At 45.7% G+C, this 21,052-nt stretch carries 16 protein-coding genes; 5 read left to right on the forward strand and 11 right to left on the reverse strand.

Annotated elements, in window-relative coordinates:
- The 8 genes from NE536_RS18310 to NE536_RS18345 all read right to left on the reverse strand — a co-directional run.
- Positions 1-1,671, reverse strand: a 1,671-nt coding sequence (locus tag NE536_RS18310; protein ID WP_261273578.1) for an AAA family ATPase, incomplete at its 3' end; no start/stop codon positions are given.
- Entirely contained in the window at positions 1,668-2,105 is a 438-nt protein-coding gene (locus tag NE536_RS18315; protein ID WP_006083187.1) for a VPA1267 family protein, read from the reverse strand. The genes NE536_RS18310 and NE536_RS18315, both read right to left, overlap by 4 nt.
- 79 nt (positions 2,106-2,184) lie before the next feature.
- Positions 2,185-2,712: a hypothetical protein gene (locus tag NE536_RS18320; protein WP_006083188.1), complete on the reverse strand. Its 528-nt coding sequence runs from the start codon at positions 2,710-2,712 to the stop codon at positions 2,185-2,187.
- Positions 2,712-4,793, reverse strand: coding sequence for a hypothetical protein (locus tag NE536_RS18325; RefSeq protein WP_261273579.1), 2,082 nt, complete (start codon positions 4,791-4,793; stop codon positions 2,712-2,714). Before NE536_RS18325 ends, NE536_RS18320 begins: the two co-directional genes overlap by 1 nt.
- Positions 4,786-6,339 carry a site-specific integrase gene (locus NE536_RS18330; protein WP_261273580.1) on the reverse strand — a complete coding sequence of 518 codons (1,554 nt, stop codon included), beginning with the start codon at positions 6,337-6,339 and terminating at the stop codon, positions 4,786-4,788. Before NE536_RS18330 ends, NE536_RS18325 begins: the two co-directional genes overlap by 8 nt.
- Positions 6,323-7,645: a site-specific integrase gene (locus tag NE536_RS18335; protein ID WP_261273581.1), complete on the reverse strand. Its 1,323-nt coding sequence runs from the start codon at positions 7,643-7,645 to the stop codon at positions 6,323-6,325. Before NE536_RS18335 ends, NE536_RS18330 begins: the two co-directional genes overlap by 17 nt.
- Before the next feature lie 176 nt (positions 7,646-7,821).
- Positions 7,822-8,526, reverse strand: coding sequence for a single-stranded DNA-binding protein (gene ssb, locus NE536_RS18340; RefSeq protein WP_006083192.1), 705 nt, complete (start codon positions 8,524-8,526; stop codon positions 7,822-7,824).
- 109 nt (positions 8,527-8,635) lie between these two features.
- Complete coding sequence (locus NE536_RS18345; RefSeq protein ID WP_006083193.1) at positions 8,636-10,003, reverse strand: MFS transporter; 1,368 nt, start codon at positions 10,001-10,003, stop codon at positions 8,636-8,638.
- 415 nt (positions 10,004-10,418) lie between these two features.
- On the opposite strand from NE536_RS18345, the gene uvrA reads away from it, so the two are divergent.
- The 3 genes from uvrA to NE536_RS18360 all read left to right on the forward strand — a co-directional run bounded on the left by uvrA (position 10,419) and on the right by NE536_RS18360 (position 17,039).
- A complete protein-coding gene (gene uvrA / locus NE536_RS18350; protein WP_012586712.1) occupies positions 10,419-13,301 on the forward strand; it encodes an excinuclease ABC subunit UvrA in 2,883 nt (960 codons plus the stop codon).
- A 432-nt stretch (positions 13,302-13,733) separates the two neighbouring features.
- On the forward strand, positions 13,734-14,930 hold the full coding sequence (locus NE536_RS18355) for a M28 family peptidase (protein WP_261273582.1): 1,197 nt from the start codon (positions 13,734-13,736) through the stop codon (positions 14,928-14,930).
- A gap of 195 nt (positions 14,931-15,125) precedes the next feature.
- Positions 15,126-17,039, forward strand: coding sequence for a DEAD/DEAH box helicase (locus NE536_RS18360; protein ID WP_261273583.1), 1,914 nt, complete (start codon positions 15,126-15,128; stop codon positions 17,037-17,039).
- 145 nt (positions 17,040-17,184) lie between these two features.
- Here NE536_RS18360 and NE536_RS18365 read toward each other — a convergent pair whose 3' ends face one another.
- On the reverse strand, positions 17,185-17,709 hold the full coding sequence (locus NE536_RS18365; protein WP_106649350.1) for a type II secretion system protein: 525 nt from the start codon (positions 17,707-17,709) through the stop codon (positions 17,185-17,187).
- A gap of 216 nt (positions 17,710-17,925) precedes the next feature.
- Here NE536_RS18365 and NE536_RS18370 point away from each other — a divergent pair, with 216 nt between their 5' ends.
- Positions 17,926-18,297, forward strand: a complete 372-nt coding sequence (locus NE536_RS18370; RefSeq protein ID WP_261273584.1) for a DUF6677 family protein — start codon at positions 17,926-17,928, stop codon at positions 18,295-18,297.
- Here NE536_RS18370 and NE536_RS18375 read toward each other — a convergent pair.
- Together NE536_RS18375 and NE536_RS18380 are read right to left on the reverse strand one after the other, a co-directional pair.
- Positions 18,294-18,908, reverse strand: a complete 615-nt coding sequence (locus NE536_RS18375; RefSeq protein ID WP_261273585.1) for an HAD family hydrolase — start codon at positions 18,906-18,908, stop codon at positions 18,294-18,296. The genes NE536_RS18370 and NE536_RS18375 overlap by 4 nt on opposite strands.
- A 31-nt stretch (positions 18,909-18,939) precedes the next feature.
- Positions 18,940-19,914 (reverse strand): DMT family transporter, encoded by a 975-nt coding sequence (locus NE536_RS18380; RefSeq protein WP_261273586.1) that lies wholly within the window; start codon positions 19,912-19,914, stop codon positions 18,940-18,942.
- Between the two features lie 316 nt (positions 19,915-20,230).
- Between NE536_RS18380 and NE536_RS18385 the strand changes: the two genes are divergently transcribed.
- Positions 20,231-21,034, forward strand: coding sequence for a hydratase (locus NE536_RS18385; RefSeq protein ID WP_261273587.1), 804 nt, complete (start codon positions 20,231-20,233; stop codon positions 21,032-21,034).
- Positions 21,035-21,052 lie beyond the last annotated feature (18 nt).

Consider the following 21,052-nt stretch of genomic DNA (forward strand, 5'->3'; position numbering starts at 1 on the left):
ATTGATTTCAGCAACCAGTGCTTTGGTTGAAGCCATCACGCGGCTGTTCTCAGGAGATTGTTGATACAAATTACAACAAACTTGAGATATCTCTTTTTTATCTGTTTCGTGGAAATAAATTGCGCCAGTGGTAAGTTGCTCTGGTACTTCCCCTTGATTTATTAATTTCGAATACTCAGGAATACCCGTATAGCCTTCCTGACGCTTCACAATGTCCAGTAAAGTATTTGCAATCACTTTAGATTCAACAATATCCGCTAGTACTTTACCGCAGCCAATTGGTGGAAGCTGATTTGGGTCGCCAGTTAAGATAATTCTCACTGAGGGGTGAATGTGATTTACTAAACGGTACATGGTCGGCAAATCAATCATGCTGGCTTCGTCAATGACGAGCAGATGTTTTTGTTTTTCTGAATCAATAGGTTTATTTCGCAGTAACTTTGCAATTGTTGAAGTGATAAAACCAATCGACTCATGTAAGCGCATTGCCGCACGACCACTTAAGGCTACTGCATGTATTTCAAACCCCATTGCATAATAGGCACGCAACGCAGTTCTTAGCACTGTCGTTTTACCTGTGCCAGCACCACCGGTGATACAGCTTACTGCGTTATCTAGGCATGTCGTGACCGCTTCTTCTTGCTTCTTTGTTAACTCATAAGGTAGCTCCCCAACAGCAGAGCAATATGCTGAATTTGCATGTTCGTCATATAAGTTGTTTTGACTAGCAAGTGCTTTGAGTCGTTTAGTCACAACATTTTCCATCAATAACTGAGCTGTGGGATGGTAAGTTCCTGTTGTGTGATTTAATAAATACTGAGCTTTATCGTGTCCTGCATGAAACGCTTTGGCGACCAAATCTTTATCTTTTAGTAGCTTGGTTAAATGAGGGCGTAAATTAGCTTGTATCGTATAAGTATGCCCTTTCTCTATCTCTTTACGTATCGCAATTTCAAGCGCCGCACTTAATCGCCTGTCATCATTTGTTGTGACCTCAAGCTTCGCTTGAGAAATAGAATCCACCTCTGTAAAACTCATGCCAAAACCAATTAACACATAAGGATTCTGTTTAATTGCTTCAATGGATTGCTCACTGTGATATTTCAGCAAACGCTGCTGAACACTGGCAGGTATCTTGTGTTCGGACATCCAATTGCAGTAGGCAAGATTTTTGTATTTAGCATACCCTTCAAATAATGCGGTTATGGAATCCTCGCTCAGAACGCTTTTAAGCAATATTCTTGATTCAGGAGTGTCGTTGTTTAATGTTGCATGAAAATCTTTACCTAGGAGCTCCCAGAGTGCTCTGGCTTTACTTTCACCAATCCCCTTGAAGTCGTTTTCTCTCGCAATGAATTGAATTAGCTGCTCACCAGTTTCTGGCAACCTGCATTCAACATGGACAGGTGATTGGTAAGTATGCTGTTGCATTACGTAATCCCCTATATCCATGTTTTTGATATGACGGTCTCCTTTAATTAACCAATACTGGCCAATTGCAGGTTCTACAGGCAATGTGTCAGGATCTACTTTTATCGTGACATAGTATTTACCGCTATTGGCTCTGTAAGAGTTTTTCCTTAACGGTGTGCCGCTGAATATCACCATCGTTGATGAGTTGTAAGGGATACTGGTGACGCGAAATAGCTCTTCATTTAAGGCAGCATTCATCGCGGCATGAACCCCATTTCAGACAAGGTTTCTGACAATTCACCGAAACGCTTAAGTTTACCTTCAAGCTCATTCACTTTTGCTTTTAATTCAATATTTTCAGCTTCAAGTGATGACAAACGTCTTGAATCAAGTACTTTTCGGTTTGTTGTATTGTCATATTGTTTTGGCTTACAAGACTCATTTTTTGCTGATTCAGTCAGAGGTGGCAGCACACCTTTGTCACGCAGGTTGTCTTCCAGTCTTTTTAAGTGCTTTCGTAATTCAGGATTTTGATTTAGAGCTGATTTACCACAGCCGACCGCTTTGGCTACTTCAACACGACTTAACTGACCTCTAAAGGCTATTTGTTTAAAGTCATCATCCTGTTGCGTCTCCACCCACGCCAAAAAAGCATCGAGGTTTTGCAATGCTTTTTGCGGACCGCTAGCCATTTTTTAGGTTCCTTAAAGTGTCAGTTAATTGCTTAGTAGATTGATAAATTTAGCATTGGTGCGGCTCCTAATTAACCACTCACGTTCGTTTACGTTTATTGTCATCAGCTCTTGTTAACTTGGTTAAAGGCTGATTTAGCTTCGACATATTGATATTGGAAGGTACAGGCTTGCGCTCTAGTTCTATTCTTAGCTCTTCAATATTTACTCCCTCTGGCAGCTCTTTATTTAATTCATCCATATTGTTGCTCATGTAATAAAGATTGTATTGCCATCTTACAAATTGCTCCGTCAATGCTGTCTTTTCTGCTTCAAGACTTCGAACTTTAGCCTCTAATGTGTCAATGCGTGAATACGCATCTTGCAATTGCATATCATCTTTTTTACTGGAAGAGAAAGGTTGTTCTTTAAGCCATGCTTTCTTCTCTTCAAATGCAATTTTTACATCTTCATACGCCAATAGAGTATGTCTAGAAACAATGCTTTCCAATCCAAGCTCTTTGGTTACTCGCTCACACAGTAATGACCATGAAAGCTTGCCTTGCCAACCTGAAATGATATTGAGAATCTTCTTTTTACTGCTGCTTGTTATGACTATTTTTGGCATTATCCAAACCCCAACAATTTTTTTATGTTTGCATTAAATTGAGGCTTAATCTGCGCTTTAGTGTTGCAACGATCCTCTAGGTCTGTGACCATTTTTTTATCTTCAAGCGCTCGTCTTGTTGGTGAGGGATCATGCTCTACTGGAATTTGAATAACAGTTCCCTCTGAAAGGCTTTCGTCCTTCATTATCGCGATTAGGGTGCGTATATGCCCCAATTTCCACCCATGATGCGTAACCCATCTATCTGCACCGAACACATCTTTACCATTAGCTTGTATTGCTTTATCTAATTGTTCTGATATTAGTTTATCCAGTTGTTCTAGCTCTTCCAGGGTCTCAGGGATTCCCGTTAAGCAAACATGCTCTTTACAAGTCACGCACTCGCCCGCTTTTGTGCATGGTGTTTGCGCAAAATTATGTGTACAGAACCCAATACCTGTAAAATCAGCAATACCTTCTCTGTCTATGCCAACCGATTTCAATGTGACCGGTAAGTTATACTTTCTCAAGATAATCGCTGAAGGCATATCATCGTAACTAGCCACCATCAGCTCAGTGCTTAGTCTACTTTTTTGTTCTAGTGTTCGAAGGTCATAGGCTGAATTCTGGCGGTAATCAGCTCGACCAGACCATTGAGCAATTTTCCAATCATCAACACCACCAATTTTGGCGTGAGTATTGAGCCACACTCGAAATTGGTGAGTCGTTAACGCTATCGGAGTGCCATCCTCCTGTGTCATGTTAAAACGCTCCCAAAGGGTGCTCATGGATTTAGGTTTTTTGTTAAGTTGCTCATTAAATGCGTTAATCGTTGGCATAGTCCAACTAAACTGTTTAGCCGCACTTTTCGGCTTTAATTCAAGGTCCCGATACAGCAACAGGTTTTCCCAAACAGGTCTCTTTGAGTCTGGGTTATTAGGCCAACTTTTATTTTTGTATTTTTGATGAACTACCTCATTCAAACGAGAATAAGTCACTGTTTTTTCATCTAATAATGCATTTAGCCAATTAGTTAATGCTTTGGTATGTTGAAAGGTCACACCATTCTTGTTTAAAAAACCCACAATACTCATTGCATTAGCAATCTGCAAATGCGACAAAGGCTGACTAGCTTTATGATCTGGTTGCGTAATACACCCTTCGTGTTTGTAGAACTCATTAGGGTGTTCATATGCCCATTTAGCGCATGCTCGGGCTGGTTTTCCGATCTCAATCAGTCGATTAAATGCTTCTTTAACGACATCTAGCATCAAGGGGGGGATAGATTTTCGATGATCAGGATAACCTTTTGACCCATGCCATACGATATACCAACCGTCATCATCACCTTGTTGTAAAGAGTGTATCGTTAAGCCATCAAGTTCATTGATACGACCAGGTGCAAAGCAAAGTAAAACTAGGGCACTGGTATAATATTTATCTTGAACAGCCTCTGCTCTTGCAAAACATTCAGCCAAAGATAACATTTCGTGCATGGTGGGGCATCGCTCTTCACGAAATCTGTCAGCTTCTTCACCTAATTGCTCAGATGTATGCACCTGCTTGGGAAATGGATTTTTAAATGTTGGTAGCGTAAGTACGATACGCTCATCAAGAAGCCATTTTACAAGGCTGGTTAACTTACCTCCGATTTGATAACGGCGTGTAAGGTTATTTTCAGATTGCTTTATTATCGCAACAGCATCTTTTAATGTTTGCCCGGTAACGTCTCGAATGCATGGTACTTTGTCATCCTCTTGAGCAACCAATGCTAGATATAGATTACGAAACATTGATATCCACAAATGGGCAGACGTAATCTCCTTAAGGGTCATTTGCTGACGCATAAAAGCCTTCACAAACTCTAAATATGGCCCTTTAAAGATATCTATAGGGGAATAATTGTTCCCTTCCGTTTGCCTGAACCCGAAAACTAAAACCTGCCCTTTATTTGGCTTCCAACTTGGAGCGTCCCAGCCTTGTTCTTTGTATAGTGTTAGCTCGGATTGAGCGAACAAAATGAACTCAGCCAAGTTTCTTTGGGTATCTTTGTCGTGCTTTGCTTGCCAAAGTTTGATGACGTTATTATCTGATTTACCCATCTAACAACCCCTCATCTCTTTTCGCTTTCTCACAAAGTATTATAACTTCTTGTATGGCTAGCATGACTCTATCGGTTGATTGCAATACAAAAGAGCTAGCACCCTTATCGCGTAACCGCTTTCTTTCTTCGAGTAGGTCATTTAAAATTACTTGGTGCCTACCATGAACCCAAGGTTGAAATTTTGCACATGTATAACAAACCCTTCCACCAGTTGAACAAAAACCATATTTCCCGCAATTTCCTAAGCTATCACCATGACTGTTGTGGATTCGAGATAGTGGATCATTCACTCTAATGGCATCAGCTTCACTTAATATTAGGGTGCCGGCAAATGCTTGAGCAAGAGGGGCTAGGACGGCTACTAGTGCATCATTGATTTCTTCGCCAAGCTCCTTAACGTTCTCCGTATATACCTTAACGTTTTGTATATCTGAGTGACCTAAAATCTTCGCGATAACAAATGGTGATAAACCACGTCTTGCGGCATTTGTACCCAGCGTATAACGAAACCGTCTTGCGGTTAAATGAATGAACTCTCCCTTCAGACGTTCTGACCTTGCATCACATATTATTGTTAAATTACGAAGAATTTTATCGGCATTACCTCTGGGGAAATGGAGTATATCTGGGGTATTTAATCTCAAATTCTCAAGTTCATCTTTACTACTCAAACCTCTTATTCTATTAACAGCACCAAAAACTGGCATCTCAGCTTGTTGCCTATCAGTTAAATTCCCCACCTGTTTTTCAATGAGTTTTGCTGTTGCTTGCGCTTGATTACTGATTAATAGAGCCAAGTCCTCATCGATATCCACTTCCTTAAAGGAATCTCTAAAGTTTTTAACACCTCGTTTTTTTGCATATGGCAGTTGTAATGTATATTCGGTGCGCCCTTCACGAGATTTCACCCGAAGATCGCCAGCTTGGAGCTGACAAAACTGTGTAGGACGAGCACCCAAATAAATATTTAGCATCAGCCACGTGTAATCATGAAGAGTTAACTTATCATCTATAAACGCATTGACCCCCCATAGCAATATTGCTTCCTGCTCTTGCATGGAATATGCGCCAGTATGAGGACACCCTTTTGCAACAGGTACTCCTTTATTCATTCCTTTGAGGGTAATTTGCTCAAGCCAAGACTCAATTTTAGGGCTTATGCCCTCTATTTTTTTATCAATCCAATTCAATAAAAAGGCTCTAATTGAACCTAGCTTCCACTCAGACTCGTTATCTAGAGTCGACAAATAATTTTGTAACACAGAAAGAGAAAGTTCATTGGCTTCTTGTGTTCGTAATATGGATAAAATATGCTCAAATATGATGCCACAAGTACTAGCTGATAGTTCCTCGGCATAATCAGCCATTTGCTTTTTATAACCATTTACAAAGGTTTCATTTAAGCTCTTAGGTAATCTCCCCCAATTCAAGTTGACAGAGTTATCTAGGCGCCAAGTAACATCTGAGTCGAAAAACTCATATCCCATCTTACTTTTACGGTGTTGGGTGTCTTGAAATACGGAAATACTAACTGCTTCTACCATTTTTTATTTCCTTTGTTGCTGAACTAATGTCCAACATCATGCGCTTATGTATATCTCTAGCTTTACGTTCTGCAAATCTATTTAAATAGGGCCTTGCGCTGTCAGGACTGCTATGACCATTTAACATCATCCGCATATTAATTTCATCGCCGTCTTTAATCAGCTCTGACTTGAGCACTTTTACCTTTTCATACAAACCTTGCTTCTCGGCAACGAGAATCTGCTCGCTAATACCCTCATTATGCATATCAACTTGAGCTGACAACCTTTCATTGAAATAAATGCGAAATCCTCTACGCTGAATGTTGATAAACATCTTATCTACTGCTTTAAGCTTGGGTATTACTGCTTCAGAAAAAGCTTTGTCTGTCATCGCCGAGCCTTTCATTCCACCTTTGTGATGGACAAAAATATATGGGTGTGATTTGGAACGGCTAAATATTGGCCTAATCGCTCTGATGTAATATTCGAGATCGGTGTATAGAGCTGGAGGGATGTTTATTTCACGCTCCTGTGTTTTCAAGGTAGGCTGAACTTTACGAGGATCATTGATGTCATCATGACGCCTAATAAACCGTAAAGTAGGCTGATCTATATCGTGCCCAATATCATCTAATGTGAGAGACAACACTTCTGATGGTCGACATCCTGTCCAGTACAAAATTTGGATTAGTAGATAGTTTCTCAATTTTATCTCGAAATTTGAGAAGGGGTTTTGCGGATGATTGGGATGCGCGACTTCCAAGAAGGCTTTAAAGTCATCTGCTTCTGCGTGTGTTGCTTTAGATAAGTTGCTTAATCCCTTAGGGTAATGGGCCTTAAACTGCGCGGACATTGCCTCGATTTCTCTTCTTAGTTCAGCCGCATTTGGTTTGAATTTACACAATTCCCAAGCACAAAATCCCAAGAACTTATTGATGCCAATCATACGCTGGTACTGATAGTTTTTATCGACAGCATCAAGTGCAGAAGGCGTTTTGGCTAATTTTGTGAAACTCACCACCTTAGCAGATTTTGAATTTTCAGCCTTTGAAGATATACCACAGAAGTGTTTGATAGATTTTATTGTTTCCCTAGACGGAAAATTTAGCTGTCGAATCTCAGCCAATAAATCTCGAGTATGCAACTGTTCCCACTTTCTCAGCAGCTTGATGCTATATAGCTCTTTCTTTATTGAGGTTTGCTTGTGGTCTTGTCTAAGCTCAGCAGTGACATAAAGAGTTGACCAAAAATCAATGCGACTATCTTCACTCACTAATAGTGACCGACGCTCACCCTCTGAAAAAATATAATCGACAACCTTCATTAGCCCCCCATTTAACCATACAAAAACATAGTAGCAATACTAATTTTAACTATCAACTCTTATTATACAAAAAAAAACCCCTTGAGATTTACCTTAAAGACGTGAAAGTCAGTAAGAATAAGAGCTCAAGGGGTTTTTGTTTACAGTTAGATCTACATTATTAGATTTACTGTAAATTAGAACGGGATATCGTCATCCCAGCCATCATCCAAATCTGGAGTGAAGTTTTGCTGTGGTTGTGGTGCTGGACGTTGTGCCGGTGCTGCTGGCGCTTGATAAGCAGGCGCTGGAGCGGCTTGTGGCTTAGGCGCATAACCACCTTGTTGTGGTTGAGCTTGTTGCTGTCCATATTGCTGCTGAGCAGGTGCTGGCGCAGCATATTGTTGCTGAGCTGGCGCTTGGTAAGCAGGTGCAGCTTGAGGCGCTGGCGCATATTGATTTTGCGCTGGTGCCGCTTGTTGTGGTGCAGATTGGTAACCTGCGTTTTGTGGCATGCCGCCGCCCATTGGCGCGCCTTGTGCTTGGCCACCTTGACCACGGCTACCTAGCATTTGCATGCTACCGCTTTGGTCGATAACCACTTCAGTGCTGTAACGGTCTTGACCGCTTTGGTCTTTCCACTTACGGGTTTGCAGTTTACCTTCAAGGTAAACCTGTGAACCTTTACGCAGGTATTCACCTGTAATTTCAGCTAATTTGCCGAACAGAACCACACGGTGCCATTCAGTACGCTCTTGCTGTTGACCTTGTTGGTCTTTCCACGATTCGCTGGTCGCAACTGTGATGTTAGCGACTGCATTACCGTTTGGCATATAACGCACTTCTGGATCTTGTCCCAAATTGCCAACCAAAATTACCTTGTTAACACCACGACTGGCCATTGAAATCTCCTGCGATTCTTTAAATAATCTATTAATTCAGTATGTTGTTTATCTGTGTCGCCATAGAGGAAAATCAGCTTCCCCAAATACCACACGGCAGACCCAGATATTATTGAGCAGAGCCTAACACAGCTCGTGCTTCTCTTAAATCGAAATGCTCATCAACCTTTAAGTAAGCCACTTTCTCGTCCAACACAACGATCGCTTCGACGACGCCCATCAGCTGTGATAACTGAGCCGCCATATCCCGCGCTTGTGCCTTGTCTTTGACTTCGGCTTCCAAGGTGTAACTCTTTAACAGCACGGGATTTTCCATGCCCAATGTCAGGAATAACCAAATAGACATTAAGATCACAGCAACGATAAACACCCCGACCGCGCCCACTAATTGGAAGGCGCCACCACCCAGCATACCACCACAAAAGGCCCCTAAAAACTGGCTAGTGGAATACACGCCCATGGCCGAACCTTTTTCACCGACGGGGCAAAATTTGGCAATCAAACTGGGCAATGAGGCTTCTAAATAGTTAAAGCCAGTGAAAAACAGCACCACGGCAAAGCTCAACACCCATAAGTTGTTAGAGAATAAAGCCATCGCCAGCAGCGCCACTATCATGATCACTAAGGCGATTTGGAACATAGCTTTAGTATTCTTACGTTTAACCCCTATGATGATTAACGGCACCATCAGGAAAAACGCGCCCACAAAAGCGGGGAAATACAGCATCCAGTGTTTTTCTTTCACGAGCCCCGCATCCACCAGATCCAGCGGCAAGGCCACAAATACCGCGGTTAACACTAAATGCAGAATAAAAATCCCCGCATCGAGTCTAAACAACTGGGGATCGGTCAACATACGCTTGAGTCTGGCAGGCGTGGCTAACGTGTCGCCCTTAGGCGCGTGGGAAATCGGATTCGGTACTAAAAATTGCACGATCAACATGCCCGTCACAGCGAGAATCGCCGTGAGGAAGAACAGGCCTGATAAGCCCACATGTTGTGCCACAATCGGGCCGACCAGTAAGGACAGCGCAAAAGAGCCGCCGATACACATGCCGATAATCGCCATGACCTTAGTACGCTGTTCGTCGCGGGTTAAATCCGCCGCCAGTGCTAACACGGCTGCGGCAATCGCGCCCATGCCCTGCACTGCACGACCAAACACCACGCCGTAAATCGAATCAGCATTGGCGGCAATCAAGCTACCAATGGCAAACAGCACCAGACCGATAAGGATAATCGGCTTGCGACCATATTTGTCAGATAAAATCCCCATGGGGATTTGCAGCACAGCTTGAGTCAGACCGTAGGCGCCGATAGCAATACCGACCCACAGCGGCGAGAAGCCTTCGAGGTGCTGACCATAAAGTGCAAAGACGGGCATGATCATAAACAAGCCCATCATGCGTAAACCAAATACACTGGCTAAAGAAAACGCGACTTTTTTCTCAGTACCCGAAAGTCCGTTGTTACCCATGATTTTGCCCTGGATTGAAGTCTTTTAAGGGGCGCATGTTACCACACCCAAAAGGATTTGCTCAAAAGGAAATAGTGGCCTAAACCACTGCCTGTACAGTTAACTTTTATCCCGATTATCACGGACCTATATTGACCATGCTCGGGTTAACATGTTTATTTTTCTGCCCTATTTAACGCTCAGGCACAGGGAAACGAGTCTAACATAGTGTTCACATTTGTCCTGTGAGTCAGTACGCAACAACCGCATTAATCTTAGTTAATCCACTCGGTACATAACTGCCACTGTCAGCAAGGTGATTAAAAGCCAGTGCCAGCCCTAGGATTGGTGCCGATCACAGAATCAACTAAACTCAGCCGCGGAACTGTGCGATACTTATGCTCATTTTTTTAAGCATATGGCATTAGAGCGATAGATGGATAAGATTGAAATACGCGGCGCACGCACCCACAATCTCAAGAATATCAACCTGACTATCCCAAGGGATAAACTGATTGTCATCACGGGCTTATCGGGATCTGGCAAATCCTCCCTTGCTTTCGATACTTTATATGCCGAAGGCCAGCGACGTTACGTCGAATCCCTGTCAGCCTATGCTCGCCAATTTTTGAGTTTGATGGAAAAGCCCGATGTGGACCATATCGAAGGCTTAAGCCCAGCGATATCCATAGAGCAAAAATCCACTTCCCATAACCCGCGTTCCACCGTGGGCACGATTACCGAAATTTACGATTACCTGCGCTTGATGTTTGCCCGCGTGGGTGAGCCACGTTGTCCGACACACAATCAACCTTTGGCGGCGCAAACCGTCAGCCAGATGGTCGATAAAGTGTTAGAAATGCCCCAAGACAGCCGCTTGATGCTGCTCGCGCCTGTGGTCAACGCCCGTAAGGGTGAACACGTTAAATTGCTCGAAGGTCTATCGGCGCAGGGTTATATCCGTGCGCGTATCGACGGTGAAGTGTGTGACTTAACCGATCCGCCAACCTTAGACTTACACGTTAAACACACGATTGAAGTGGTCGTCGACCGTTTTAAAGTGCGTGACGATATCAAGCAACGCTTAGCCGAATCATTTGAAACCGCACTGGAACTCTCCGGCGGCATCGCGACCGTTGCCACCATGGATGACGACACAGGTACTGGTAAAGCAAAAGGCGAAGAACTGATCTTCTCTGCCAACTTCGCCTGTCCGCACTGCGGTTATTCGATGGCAGAATTAGAGCCAAGGATCTTCTCCTTTAACAATCCAGCCGGCGCGTGCCAAACCTGTGATGGTTTAGGGGTACAACAATTTTTCGATCCTGAGCGCGTGATCAGCAACACTGAGCTGTCACTGGCTGGCGGCGCGATTCGCGGCTGGGATAGACGCAACTTCTACTATTTCCAAATGCTCAGTTCACTCGCCGAACACTATAAGTTCGACGTCGAAGTGCCCTATGAGCAGCTCAGCGAAAAAGTCCGCAAAATCGTCCTGTACGGTTCAGGCAAAGATAGCATTGCTTTTAAGTACATCAACGATCGCGGCGATGTGGTGGTGCGTAATCACCCCTTCGAAGGCATTCTCAACAACATGGACAGGCGCTATCGCGAAACCGAAAGCAACTCGGTACGTGACGAATTAGCCAAGTTTATCAATACCCAAGCCTGCCAAAGCTGTGGTGGTTCGCGTCTGCGCGAAGAAGCCCGTAACGTGTTTTTAGGCGATATCAATCTGCCGCAACTCACCACTTGGTCGATTGGTGAAGCCTTAGATTACTTCGAGAAAGTCGAGTTTAGCGGCCAAAAGGCCCAGATCGCCGAGAAGATTTTAAAAGAAATCCGCGATCGTTTAGGTTTCCTTGTGAACGTGGGCCTCAATTATTTAAGCCTATCACGCTCGGCAGAAACCCTCTCGGGCGGTGAAGCCCAACGGATTCGACTCGCCAGCCAAATTGGTGCCGGACTTGTCGGCGTGATGTATGTGCTCGACGAACCTTCAATTGGCCTGCATCAAAGGGATAACGAACGTCTGCTGCAAACCCTGATCCACCTCCGGGATTTGGGCAACACAGTAATTGTGGTTGAGCACGATGAAGATGCGATCCGCATGGCGGATCACGTGATCGACATAGGCCCTGGCGCAGGTGTTCATGGCGGCGAAGTGATTTGCGACGGCCCGATTGAGAAAATCATCGCCTGTGAGGAGTCAGTTACCGGACAATATATTTCCGGTAAGCGCTGCATTCATATCGATACGCCGCGTATTCCGTTCGACAAAACTCAAGTGATTGAGTTGTTTGGCGCGCGCGGCAACAACCTGCGTAATGTGGATTTAACCATTCCCATTGGCCTATTCACTTGTGTGACGGGTGTATCGGGTTCAGGTAAATCAACCTTAATCAACGATACCTTCTTCAAGATCGCCCATAGAATGCTCAACGGGGCGACTGTGGATGAGCCATCACCCTATGATCGTATCGAAGGGATGGAGCTGTGCGACAAAGTAGTCGATATTGACCAAAGCCCGATTGGCCGCACGCCGCGCTCTAATCCTGCCACTTATACTGGCATCTTCACTCCAATTCGCGAGATTTTTGCCGGAACCCAAGAGTCACGTACTCGCGGTTATCAAGTCGGCCGCTTCTCCTTTAACGTTAAAGGTGGACGCTGTGAGGCTTGCCAAGGCGACGGCTTGATCAAGGTCGAAATGCACTTCCTACCCGATGTGTATGTGCCCTGCGATTCCTGTAAAGGTAAGCGCTACAACCGCGAAACCTTAGAAGTACGCTATAAAGGCAAGAATATTCACGAAGTACTGCAGATGACAGTGGAAGATGCGCGCACTTTCTTCGATGCCGTACCTGCCATTGCCCGTAAGCTGCAAACTTTGATGGATGTAGGTTTGTCCTATGTGCGCCTCGGCCAAAGTGCGACCACACTTTCGGGCGGCGAAGCTCAGAGGGTGAAACTCGCCAAAGAGCTATCTAAGCGTGACACGGGCCAAACCTTGTATATCTTGGATGAACCGACCACGGGCTTACACTTTGCCGATATCCAACTGCTGCTCGACGTATTGCATCGTCTTAAATCCCACGGCAACACGATTGTGGTGATTGAGCATAATCTAGACGTGATCAAAACCGCGGACTGGATTATCGATTTAGGTCCAGAAGGCGGCGGTGGTGGCGGTATGATTTTAGCCACAGGCACGCCGGAAGAAGTCGCCGAGCATCCAACCTCCCACACAGCACGCTTCTTAAAGCCACTGCTAAAACGGGATATTGAAATGGCAAAGGCCAATAAAGCCAAGGCATAAGTTTCGAGCCCTTGGTCTGAGTACAGTATGAAGCGCAGTCGCATAGGCACTGCGCTTCTTTTTTAGTTCAGCATGTTAAGTGCTAGTGCTAGTGCTAGTGCTAGTGCTAGTGCTAGTGCTAGTGCTAGTGCTAGTGCTAGTGCTAGTGCTAGTGCTAGTGCTAGTGCTAGCGCTAATTCTAATGCTCGTTTTAAGATCCAATGCTGACGATTCTGTATTCCAATAAGCCTAAGCTTTCAACATCCATCCACTCTCAGTAATAGCACAATCAACATCAGCCACTGACATAAGAACAGTCGACTCAAGTTAGAGTAGGCTCTGGTTCAATCAGCCGCTGGTAAAACTCGACTTAGGTTGAATTCGGATCAGCTTTAAGCAAAGATGACAGTTATCTTCAGGCGAAGGCATCAGCAATAAGGACAAGGAATATCCATGCGTGATAGTACTCAGCTCCCTGTTACCCGCCGTATGTTACCAAGCTTGTATCAGTCACTCTGCCTAATCTTAAGCAGCCTAATCCTAAGCAACCAAAATCTCAGCGGTATAAGCCTAAGCAGTATAAACCTAGGCCCATTGACCTTATTTCGCCATACACGGCTTAGCCAGCGGCTCGCCAAGTTCCATATCCCACGTCCTATAAAACATCAATCCCAACGATTTGGCATATTCGCACTGGCCTGCTTTGTGGCAGTCACTCTCAGCGGCTGTGCTAACTCACTAGAAACCTGTGCGCGCACTGAGCTTAAACTCACTTGGGCCGAACCCTTAGAGTTACAAGCGATTGTCACAAGATTAAGCTCAGATGAATTTGAAGGCCGCAAAACCCAAACTCCAGGCGCAGAAAAAAGTCGTGACTATATAAAGCAGCAATTTCAGGGGCTAGGTTTACAGCCTTGGGGAGCGGACTTTATCGTGCCCTTTGAATACCAAACCTTCTTCACCCAAGAAAATGGCGCCAACGTGGTCGCTACCGCCATGGCGACAGAGCCGATGAATCGATGGCGTATTATCGTCGCCCACTACGATCACTTAGGCATGAGCGGCAGCAAGATTTACCACGGCGCCGATGATAACGCCTCCGGCGTCGCCGCTATGCTGGCGATTGCCAAACATTGGCAGCAGCAATTTGCCCTACAACCCAATACCTTGCCTAAGATAAACCTCATGTTTGTCGCAACCGATGCCGAGGAACCTGGGCTCTATGGCAGCATCGCCTTGGTCGAACAACTCAAAACCCGTCTGCCAGAGGCGACTTTTGAATTAATGATTAACCTCGACATGGTAAGTCACCCCGGCAGGCCCTATGCGATTTACCTTGAAGGCAGTCGAAACTTCACTCAGTTCAATCAATTTAAACCTCTACTTAATCAACAGAACCGACTGTGCATTAAGCTCTCCCACCCCAAACCCGTTGGCCGTAGCATACAAAGTACCGATTGGCTGCGGGCATCGGATCACTATTCCTTCCACAAAGCCAATATTCCTTGGCTGTATTTTGGCGTGCCGACCCATCCCCAATATCACACCCCTGAAGATACCGTCGCGACAATCGACATCACTTTTCTTGCAGCAGTGACTGAGTCAGCATTTGAGTTACTTCAATTAAATGCCGAATATTTAAAGAATTAATGGGAAGTGGCGCGTTTCTTGCTCAGTTTTAGCGAAAAAAATGCAGAAAACAGGTTAAATAGCGTGACTCTGATTGGTAAAGTGGCGTCCATGCTGCTATAATCCGTCGTTCGCGGGAAATCGACACGGGGTTGATTTTCTGTCTGTGAAACTATTAGCGCCATTTCGCGCGCGCATCCACAAGGCTACAACCCAATGTCATCCGATGAAAGAACTTTCCGTGAACTCGGCCTATCCGAGAATTTGTTGCGTGCTCTTGACGAGCTAGGTTATGAAAAACCAACGCCAATCCAATCAGCCAGTATCGATCCACTTATGGCTGGCAAAGATATTTTAGGTCAAGCGCAAACAGGTACAGGTAAAACTGGCGCCTTCGCGTTACCACTATTAAACAAAGTTACCAGCCAAACTACACCGCAAATTTTAGTCTTAGCACCAACACGTGAATTAGCCGTGCAGGTTGCTGAAGCGTTCAGCAGCTATGCCAAATTTATGAAAAATTTCCACGTACTGCCAATTTACGGCGGTCAAAGCATGCAACAACAGTTGAATGCCCTGAAACGTGGTCCACAAGTTATCGTGGGTACGCCTGGTCGTGTTATGGACCACATGCGTCGCGGTACTTTGAAACTCGACTCATTAAAAGCACTCGTGCTCGATGAAGCCGATGAAATGTTAAAAATGGGCTTCATCGATGATATCGAATGGATCCTTGAGCACACGCCAAGCGAGCGCCAACTGGCGTTATTCTCTGCCACTATGCCAGAGCAAATTAAGCGTGTTGCAAACCAACACTTACGCAGCCCAGTGCATGTTCGTATTGAATCAAGCCAAACAACGGTTGAGTCAATTGAGCAGCGTTTCGTGCAAGTATCACAGCACAACAAACTCGAAGCTTTAGTACGCGTATTAGAAGTTGAAAACACTGAAGGTGTAATCATATTCGTGCGTACTCGTAACTCATGTGTTGAGTTAGCCGAGAAGTTAGAAGCCCGCGGTTATGCTTCATCACCACTACACGGTGACATGAACCAGCAAGCCCGTGAGCGTGCAGTTGACCAACTGAAACGTGGCAAGTTAGACATACTGATCGCGACTGACGTTGCGGCCCGTGGTCTTGACGTTGAGCGTATCGGTCACGTTGTGAACTACGACATTCCGTATGATGCCGAAGCTTATGTACACCGTATTGGCCGTACTGGCCGTGCTGGCCGTACTGGTATGGCGATCCTGTTTGTGACAAGCCGTGAAATGCGCATGCTGCGCACGATCGAGCGTTCAACTAACAGCCGTATTTCTCCAATGAAAATCCCAAGCCCAGAGACTGTTGCAGAACGTCGTCTATCTCGCTTAGGTGAGCAATTGGCTGAGACGATCAACGGCGATTTAGATTTCATGAAAGAAGCGGTTGCTCAACTATGCCAACAGTTAGAAGTCGATACCGATCTTCTCGCCGCAGCCTTGTTGCATCAAGTACAACAAGAACGCCCGCTTCAATTGCCAGCAATTCAAGAACGTGCCCGTGATGAGCGCAGTGAACGTACTGATCGCGGCAGCGAGCGTAGCGACCGTGGTGGTGAGCGTGGTGAACGCAGAAGTCGCGAACCGCGTCCAATGCCAGCCAGCTTAGGTACAGCTGAAGCGTTGAAAGACAACCCAGATTTGAAAATGTGCCGTTATGTGATCGACGTAGGTCGTGAGAATGGTGTAGGTGTGGGTAACATCGTTGGCGCTATCGCGAACGAAGCTAACATCGACAGCCGTTATATCGGCGCAATCCAACTTTACGATGCAGTAACCACTGTTGACCTGCCAGACGGCATGCCAAAAGACGTGTTACAGCACCTACGTAAAGTACGTGTTTGTGGCAAGCCATTGAACATCCGCGAAGCTGGCGATCAAGTATTTGTTGATTCAGGCCGTAGTGCTCGTTCAGACCGCCCTGCTGGTGACCGTAAACCACGTGGCGATCGTCCAACGGGTGATCGCCCAGCTGGTGACCGTAAGCCACGCGCTGCCTCTACTGGTGACAAGCCATTTGCTGACCGCAAACCACGTGCAGACAAACCTGCCGGTGAGCATAAGCCACGTAAACCACGTGAAGACTAATCTAGCTTAAGCTAGAGACTAAAAAAGGAGCCTAGGCTCCTTTTTTGTTGGCTTGAAATCAGTAATCTGTCTCTAACAAAGAGAGCCTACGACCATTCACAACATGAATACAGGCCTCAGATAACGAATTTGCTAACAGCTAAAACTAGCATCCATCGGTCTCGAATAAAAACGAATGTCCAGTTGAGGTATGGTGATATTCGGCATAGCACTGGCCAGCAGTTAAATCTCCCGTTCCATAACCTAATCGCGAATAGTCATTATCTTCAAATGCTTGTATATCACCGTAATCAGCCTGCCTTCTGGTATTATTTTTAGTCTGTTGTTTAGGCACACCTAAATCCATAAAAGTCTCTAAGAAATACAAATTAGGTGACGTTGATTCACTCTTAGTTTCAGGAAAGCCTGCATAGAACTGATAATCACCGTATTGGGTTGCGATAGTAACATCGTCGCCAGTGGTGTTAACGATTTGCGCTTTCATATGCAGCATCTTGGTCATATCTTGCATCTGCCCCAAGTACCCTTTGACGGCATTCACTTTGGCATCTCTTTGCAAGTTCATAAATTTAGGCGCGGCGATAACAGCCAAAATACCTAAAATAATGATCACGACGACCAATTCAATTAAGGTAAACCCTTGAACACGTTTATTTAATGATATCTGCATCTTATTCCTTTTCCTCCAGAAGCTGCCATGCAAGCAGCGGAAGAATACGCTCAGTGTAGACTGATGTTAATAGATAAACGATGAATAGGCAGCGCAAAGACGCAATTTCAACAAAACAGGCTCCTTAATAAGCAGCCATGGCTCAAGATTGACTCTCATGCTTATTCGCTTAACAATGTCACCCAAACGCTAAGCGTTCCCTTTGAGAGTTTCCCCATGAAAAAAGCCCTAACCGCTGGACTATTATCCGCCTTCGTCGCCCCTGGCAGCGGCCATTTTTATCTGCAACATAAACGCAGTGCCTTAGTGTTTTTTGTACTGGCAATACTGAGTCTCGGCCTGTTGCTGCAACAAGTCATGCAAGTGGCCCAGCTTATCTCGCTGGATATTCAAACTGGTGTTTTGCCGCTGGATATGGGCGTGATTGCGGCCGAAGTGACGAAACAAACCACGGCAACCATTCGTGATGGTGCAGACAAGCTGATGTACGGATTTATCCTCTGCTGGCTGATTGCCTTATTGGATAGTGTACGCTTAGGGCTAAAGCAAGATAAACAAGATGCAGTCACAGCCCCACACAATGCCTAGTCACCCTGTGTCCACGCTTCGATAAAACTATGGTAGCAAGCCACTAGCATGTCGGCCTCGTGGGCATAATCAGGAATAATTTCAGGGCAATATAATGCGCAGCGGCTACCCGCATTACGCGCGGTTTGCAGATCGAATAGATAATCGCCCACATACAGGATATCTGCGGGGGCGAGTTGCCACTGCTGGCAAATAAGGTGAATGCCTTCGGGATGCGGCTTAGGCTGCGCGTCGTAGCGCGTTAACACCAATTCGATATCTATGCCGAGCTTATCGATAGTGATTTGCGCCGCTTCTGGCATATTGCGGGTCAAAATAGCCAAGGGCAGCGACTTAGCCCGTAGGCATTCGATAAGCTCGCGCGCGCCATCGATCCAACTGGCATTGAGTGAGCTTTGTCTTTCGTACTCATGGACGATTTCCAGCGCCTGAGCCTGCGCTTCACCCGCGCTCAGACTATCGACATGGGCCAAGATATCCGTACCAGAATGAATCCCCAACTCGCGCCGTAGCCCAGAAAAATCCGGATTAGAATGCGCTAAGGTGCCGTCGAGATCGAAGATGACCCCACGGATATCCTTAAGTTTTAAATCGCTAAGTCTGGTGATCACTGGCTTTTCCCATTAGGTGAAAATGTACGCCTTAGACAATCTGCAAACGCTTCGCCTGACGATTACGGTACATAGGCAGCAATTGCACCACCATCACAGACACTATAATCACGCCAATCCCCAGCAGAGATAAACCATCTAATTCATCAGCATGGAAGACTTCTGGCCACCAGCCAAGGCTCACCACTAACGCCGTGGCACTAAAGCTAAATACTGGCGTTAGGGCCAACATGGCACTGACCTGCGCCGTCGGCCAGTACTTCATCGACTGGCCAAAACAGCCATAGGCGATCAAGGTATTGGCAGCGCAAAACAGCGCAATCTGCCACTCGAAGCTGTCCATACTGGCAAACTGACTAAAGTCGCTAAAGGGAGCCATTACGAAAATACCTAAGCCATAGATCACTAAAAGCAGGTTCGCGGGCGATAAACGATTCAATAAGGATTTTTGCAACAAGGCATAGCTAGTCCACGACAACGCCGAGAACTGAATGATCATCACCCCAATCCAAACCTGATGATTATTGGCGCCAGATAAATCCAAATACGGATGGAAAAACATCAACATGCCTAAAGCTAAGGTTGCAAAACAGCTGAGTTGCACCGCATTCAGCCGTTCCTTAAAAAACAGCACGCCACCGAAGGCAAGGAAAAAGGGCGAAGTCTGGAAATTCAGCTGGGCAGCACCCGGCGCGAGATAATCGAGTGAGTAAACAAAAGACACATAATTGAGCATCAAAAACACGCCCGCAAGCACTAATCTTAACCAGACTTTAGCATCGAGCGCCGCAAATTGCTTAAGGCTGCCCGCGCTCCATTGGATCAATATGCTGACCACAAGCGCAACCAAAAAACGAAACCAAGTCAAAGTGACAGGATCGATAAAAGCCCCCGAAAGCTTTAAGGCTATGGGTAACATACCCCAAAATACAATCGCAACTGAGATGAAGAGCAGCCCGAGTTGAGCATGATTATTTGCCTGAGGGGCGTTATGGCTAAGGTTCACGGAGATATCCAGTAGAGACCGCAAAATGGAGCGTCATTCTGGCACTGAGTCAGCGCAATATCTAGCGGCACATCATGGAAACATTCGCGTTAGATTGGATACTTTAGCTGACACTGATGTGGAGCAAGTTTCAGCATCTTACAATAATTGGAATATTGGCCGCACTCTTGACCCAGCGGCAGCTGATTTACTAGGAAAGCCAACATTGGCATTTCCCGCGATGGCAATAACCGAGTATATTTGGCCGATTAAATGGCTTCTTCACACACTCTCTAGGCCACTTCTTTTTAAGCGAACGCTTTAAATAGGAAAGTTAATGTTATCTACCGCCACGATCGAACAAGTTAAAACGCATATTCATGCCGCAGCAAAGGAACTCGCCGAGCGCCGCGCCGCAGGCACCTGTGGCGATTTACTGCTCCCAGAGCTGAGACCAACCAGCTTCGAACAGGCCTTCGCCATTCAGCAAACCGTGGCAGCAATCTATAAGGCTAACAACAATCCTATCGCGGCGTGGAAATGCCTATTACCCTCGGCGGAAAAAACCGTCGTAGCGCCTATTTATCAAAAGGATGTGTATCAGCAATCGGCCACTTGCCCACTCTATCCATCGACTAAAGGCTTGGCCCGCGTCGAACCCGAACTCGCCTTCGAGATTGCTCGCGATTTACCACCAAGAGCCACACCTTACACAGAGGCCGAAATCGACGCGGCCTTAGGCCACACTCGCTTAGCCTTGGAATTGATCAAAAGCCGCTACCATACGCCCAGTGAAGCGACGCATTTCGATGCCCTCGCCGATGGCTTAGTCAATCAAGGATTATGGTTAGGGCCAGTGCTAAATCCGCTAGCAGGTTTAGAGACCAGCCATTTCGAACTCAGCGTTAACATTCACAATGGCGAAACACTGCAAAAATCCGCCATTCATCCTAATGGTTTCCCTAAAGCGGGACTCTACTGGTTAGTGAACTTTTTATCCGCCCAAGGCATTGGCTTAACTCAAGGGCAATATGTGATCACAGGCTCCTACGCTGGCGTCCTCGATCTGCCATTGGCGCAGGTTTGTGACTTTGAATACGGCGCACTCGGGCAATTTGCCATAACGTTCACAGCTAAGTAATTGCGGCGAGTAAAAGCA

Source organism: Shewanella septentrionalis, assembly GCF_025370265.1.
Taxonomy (GTDB): Bacteria; Pseudomonadota; Gammaproteobacteria; order Enterobacterales; family Shewanellaceae; genus Shewanella; species Shewanella hafniensis.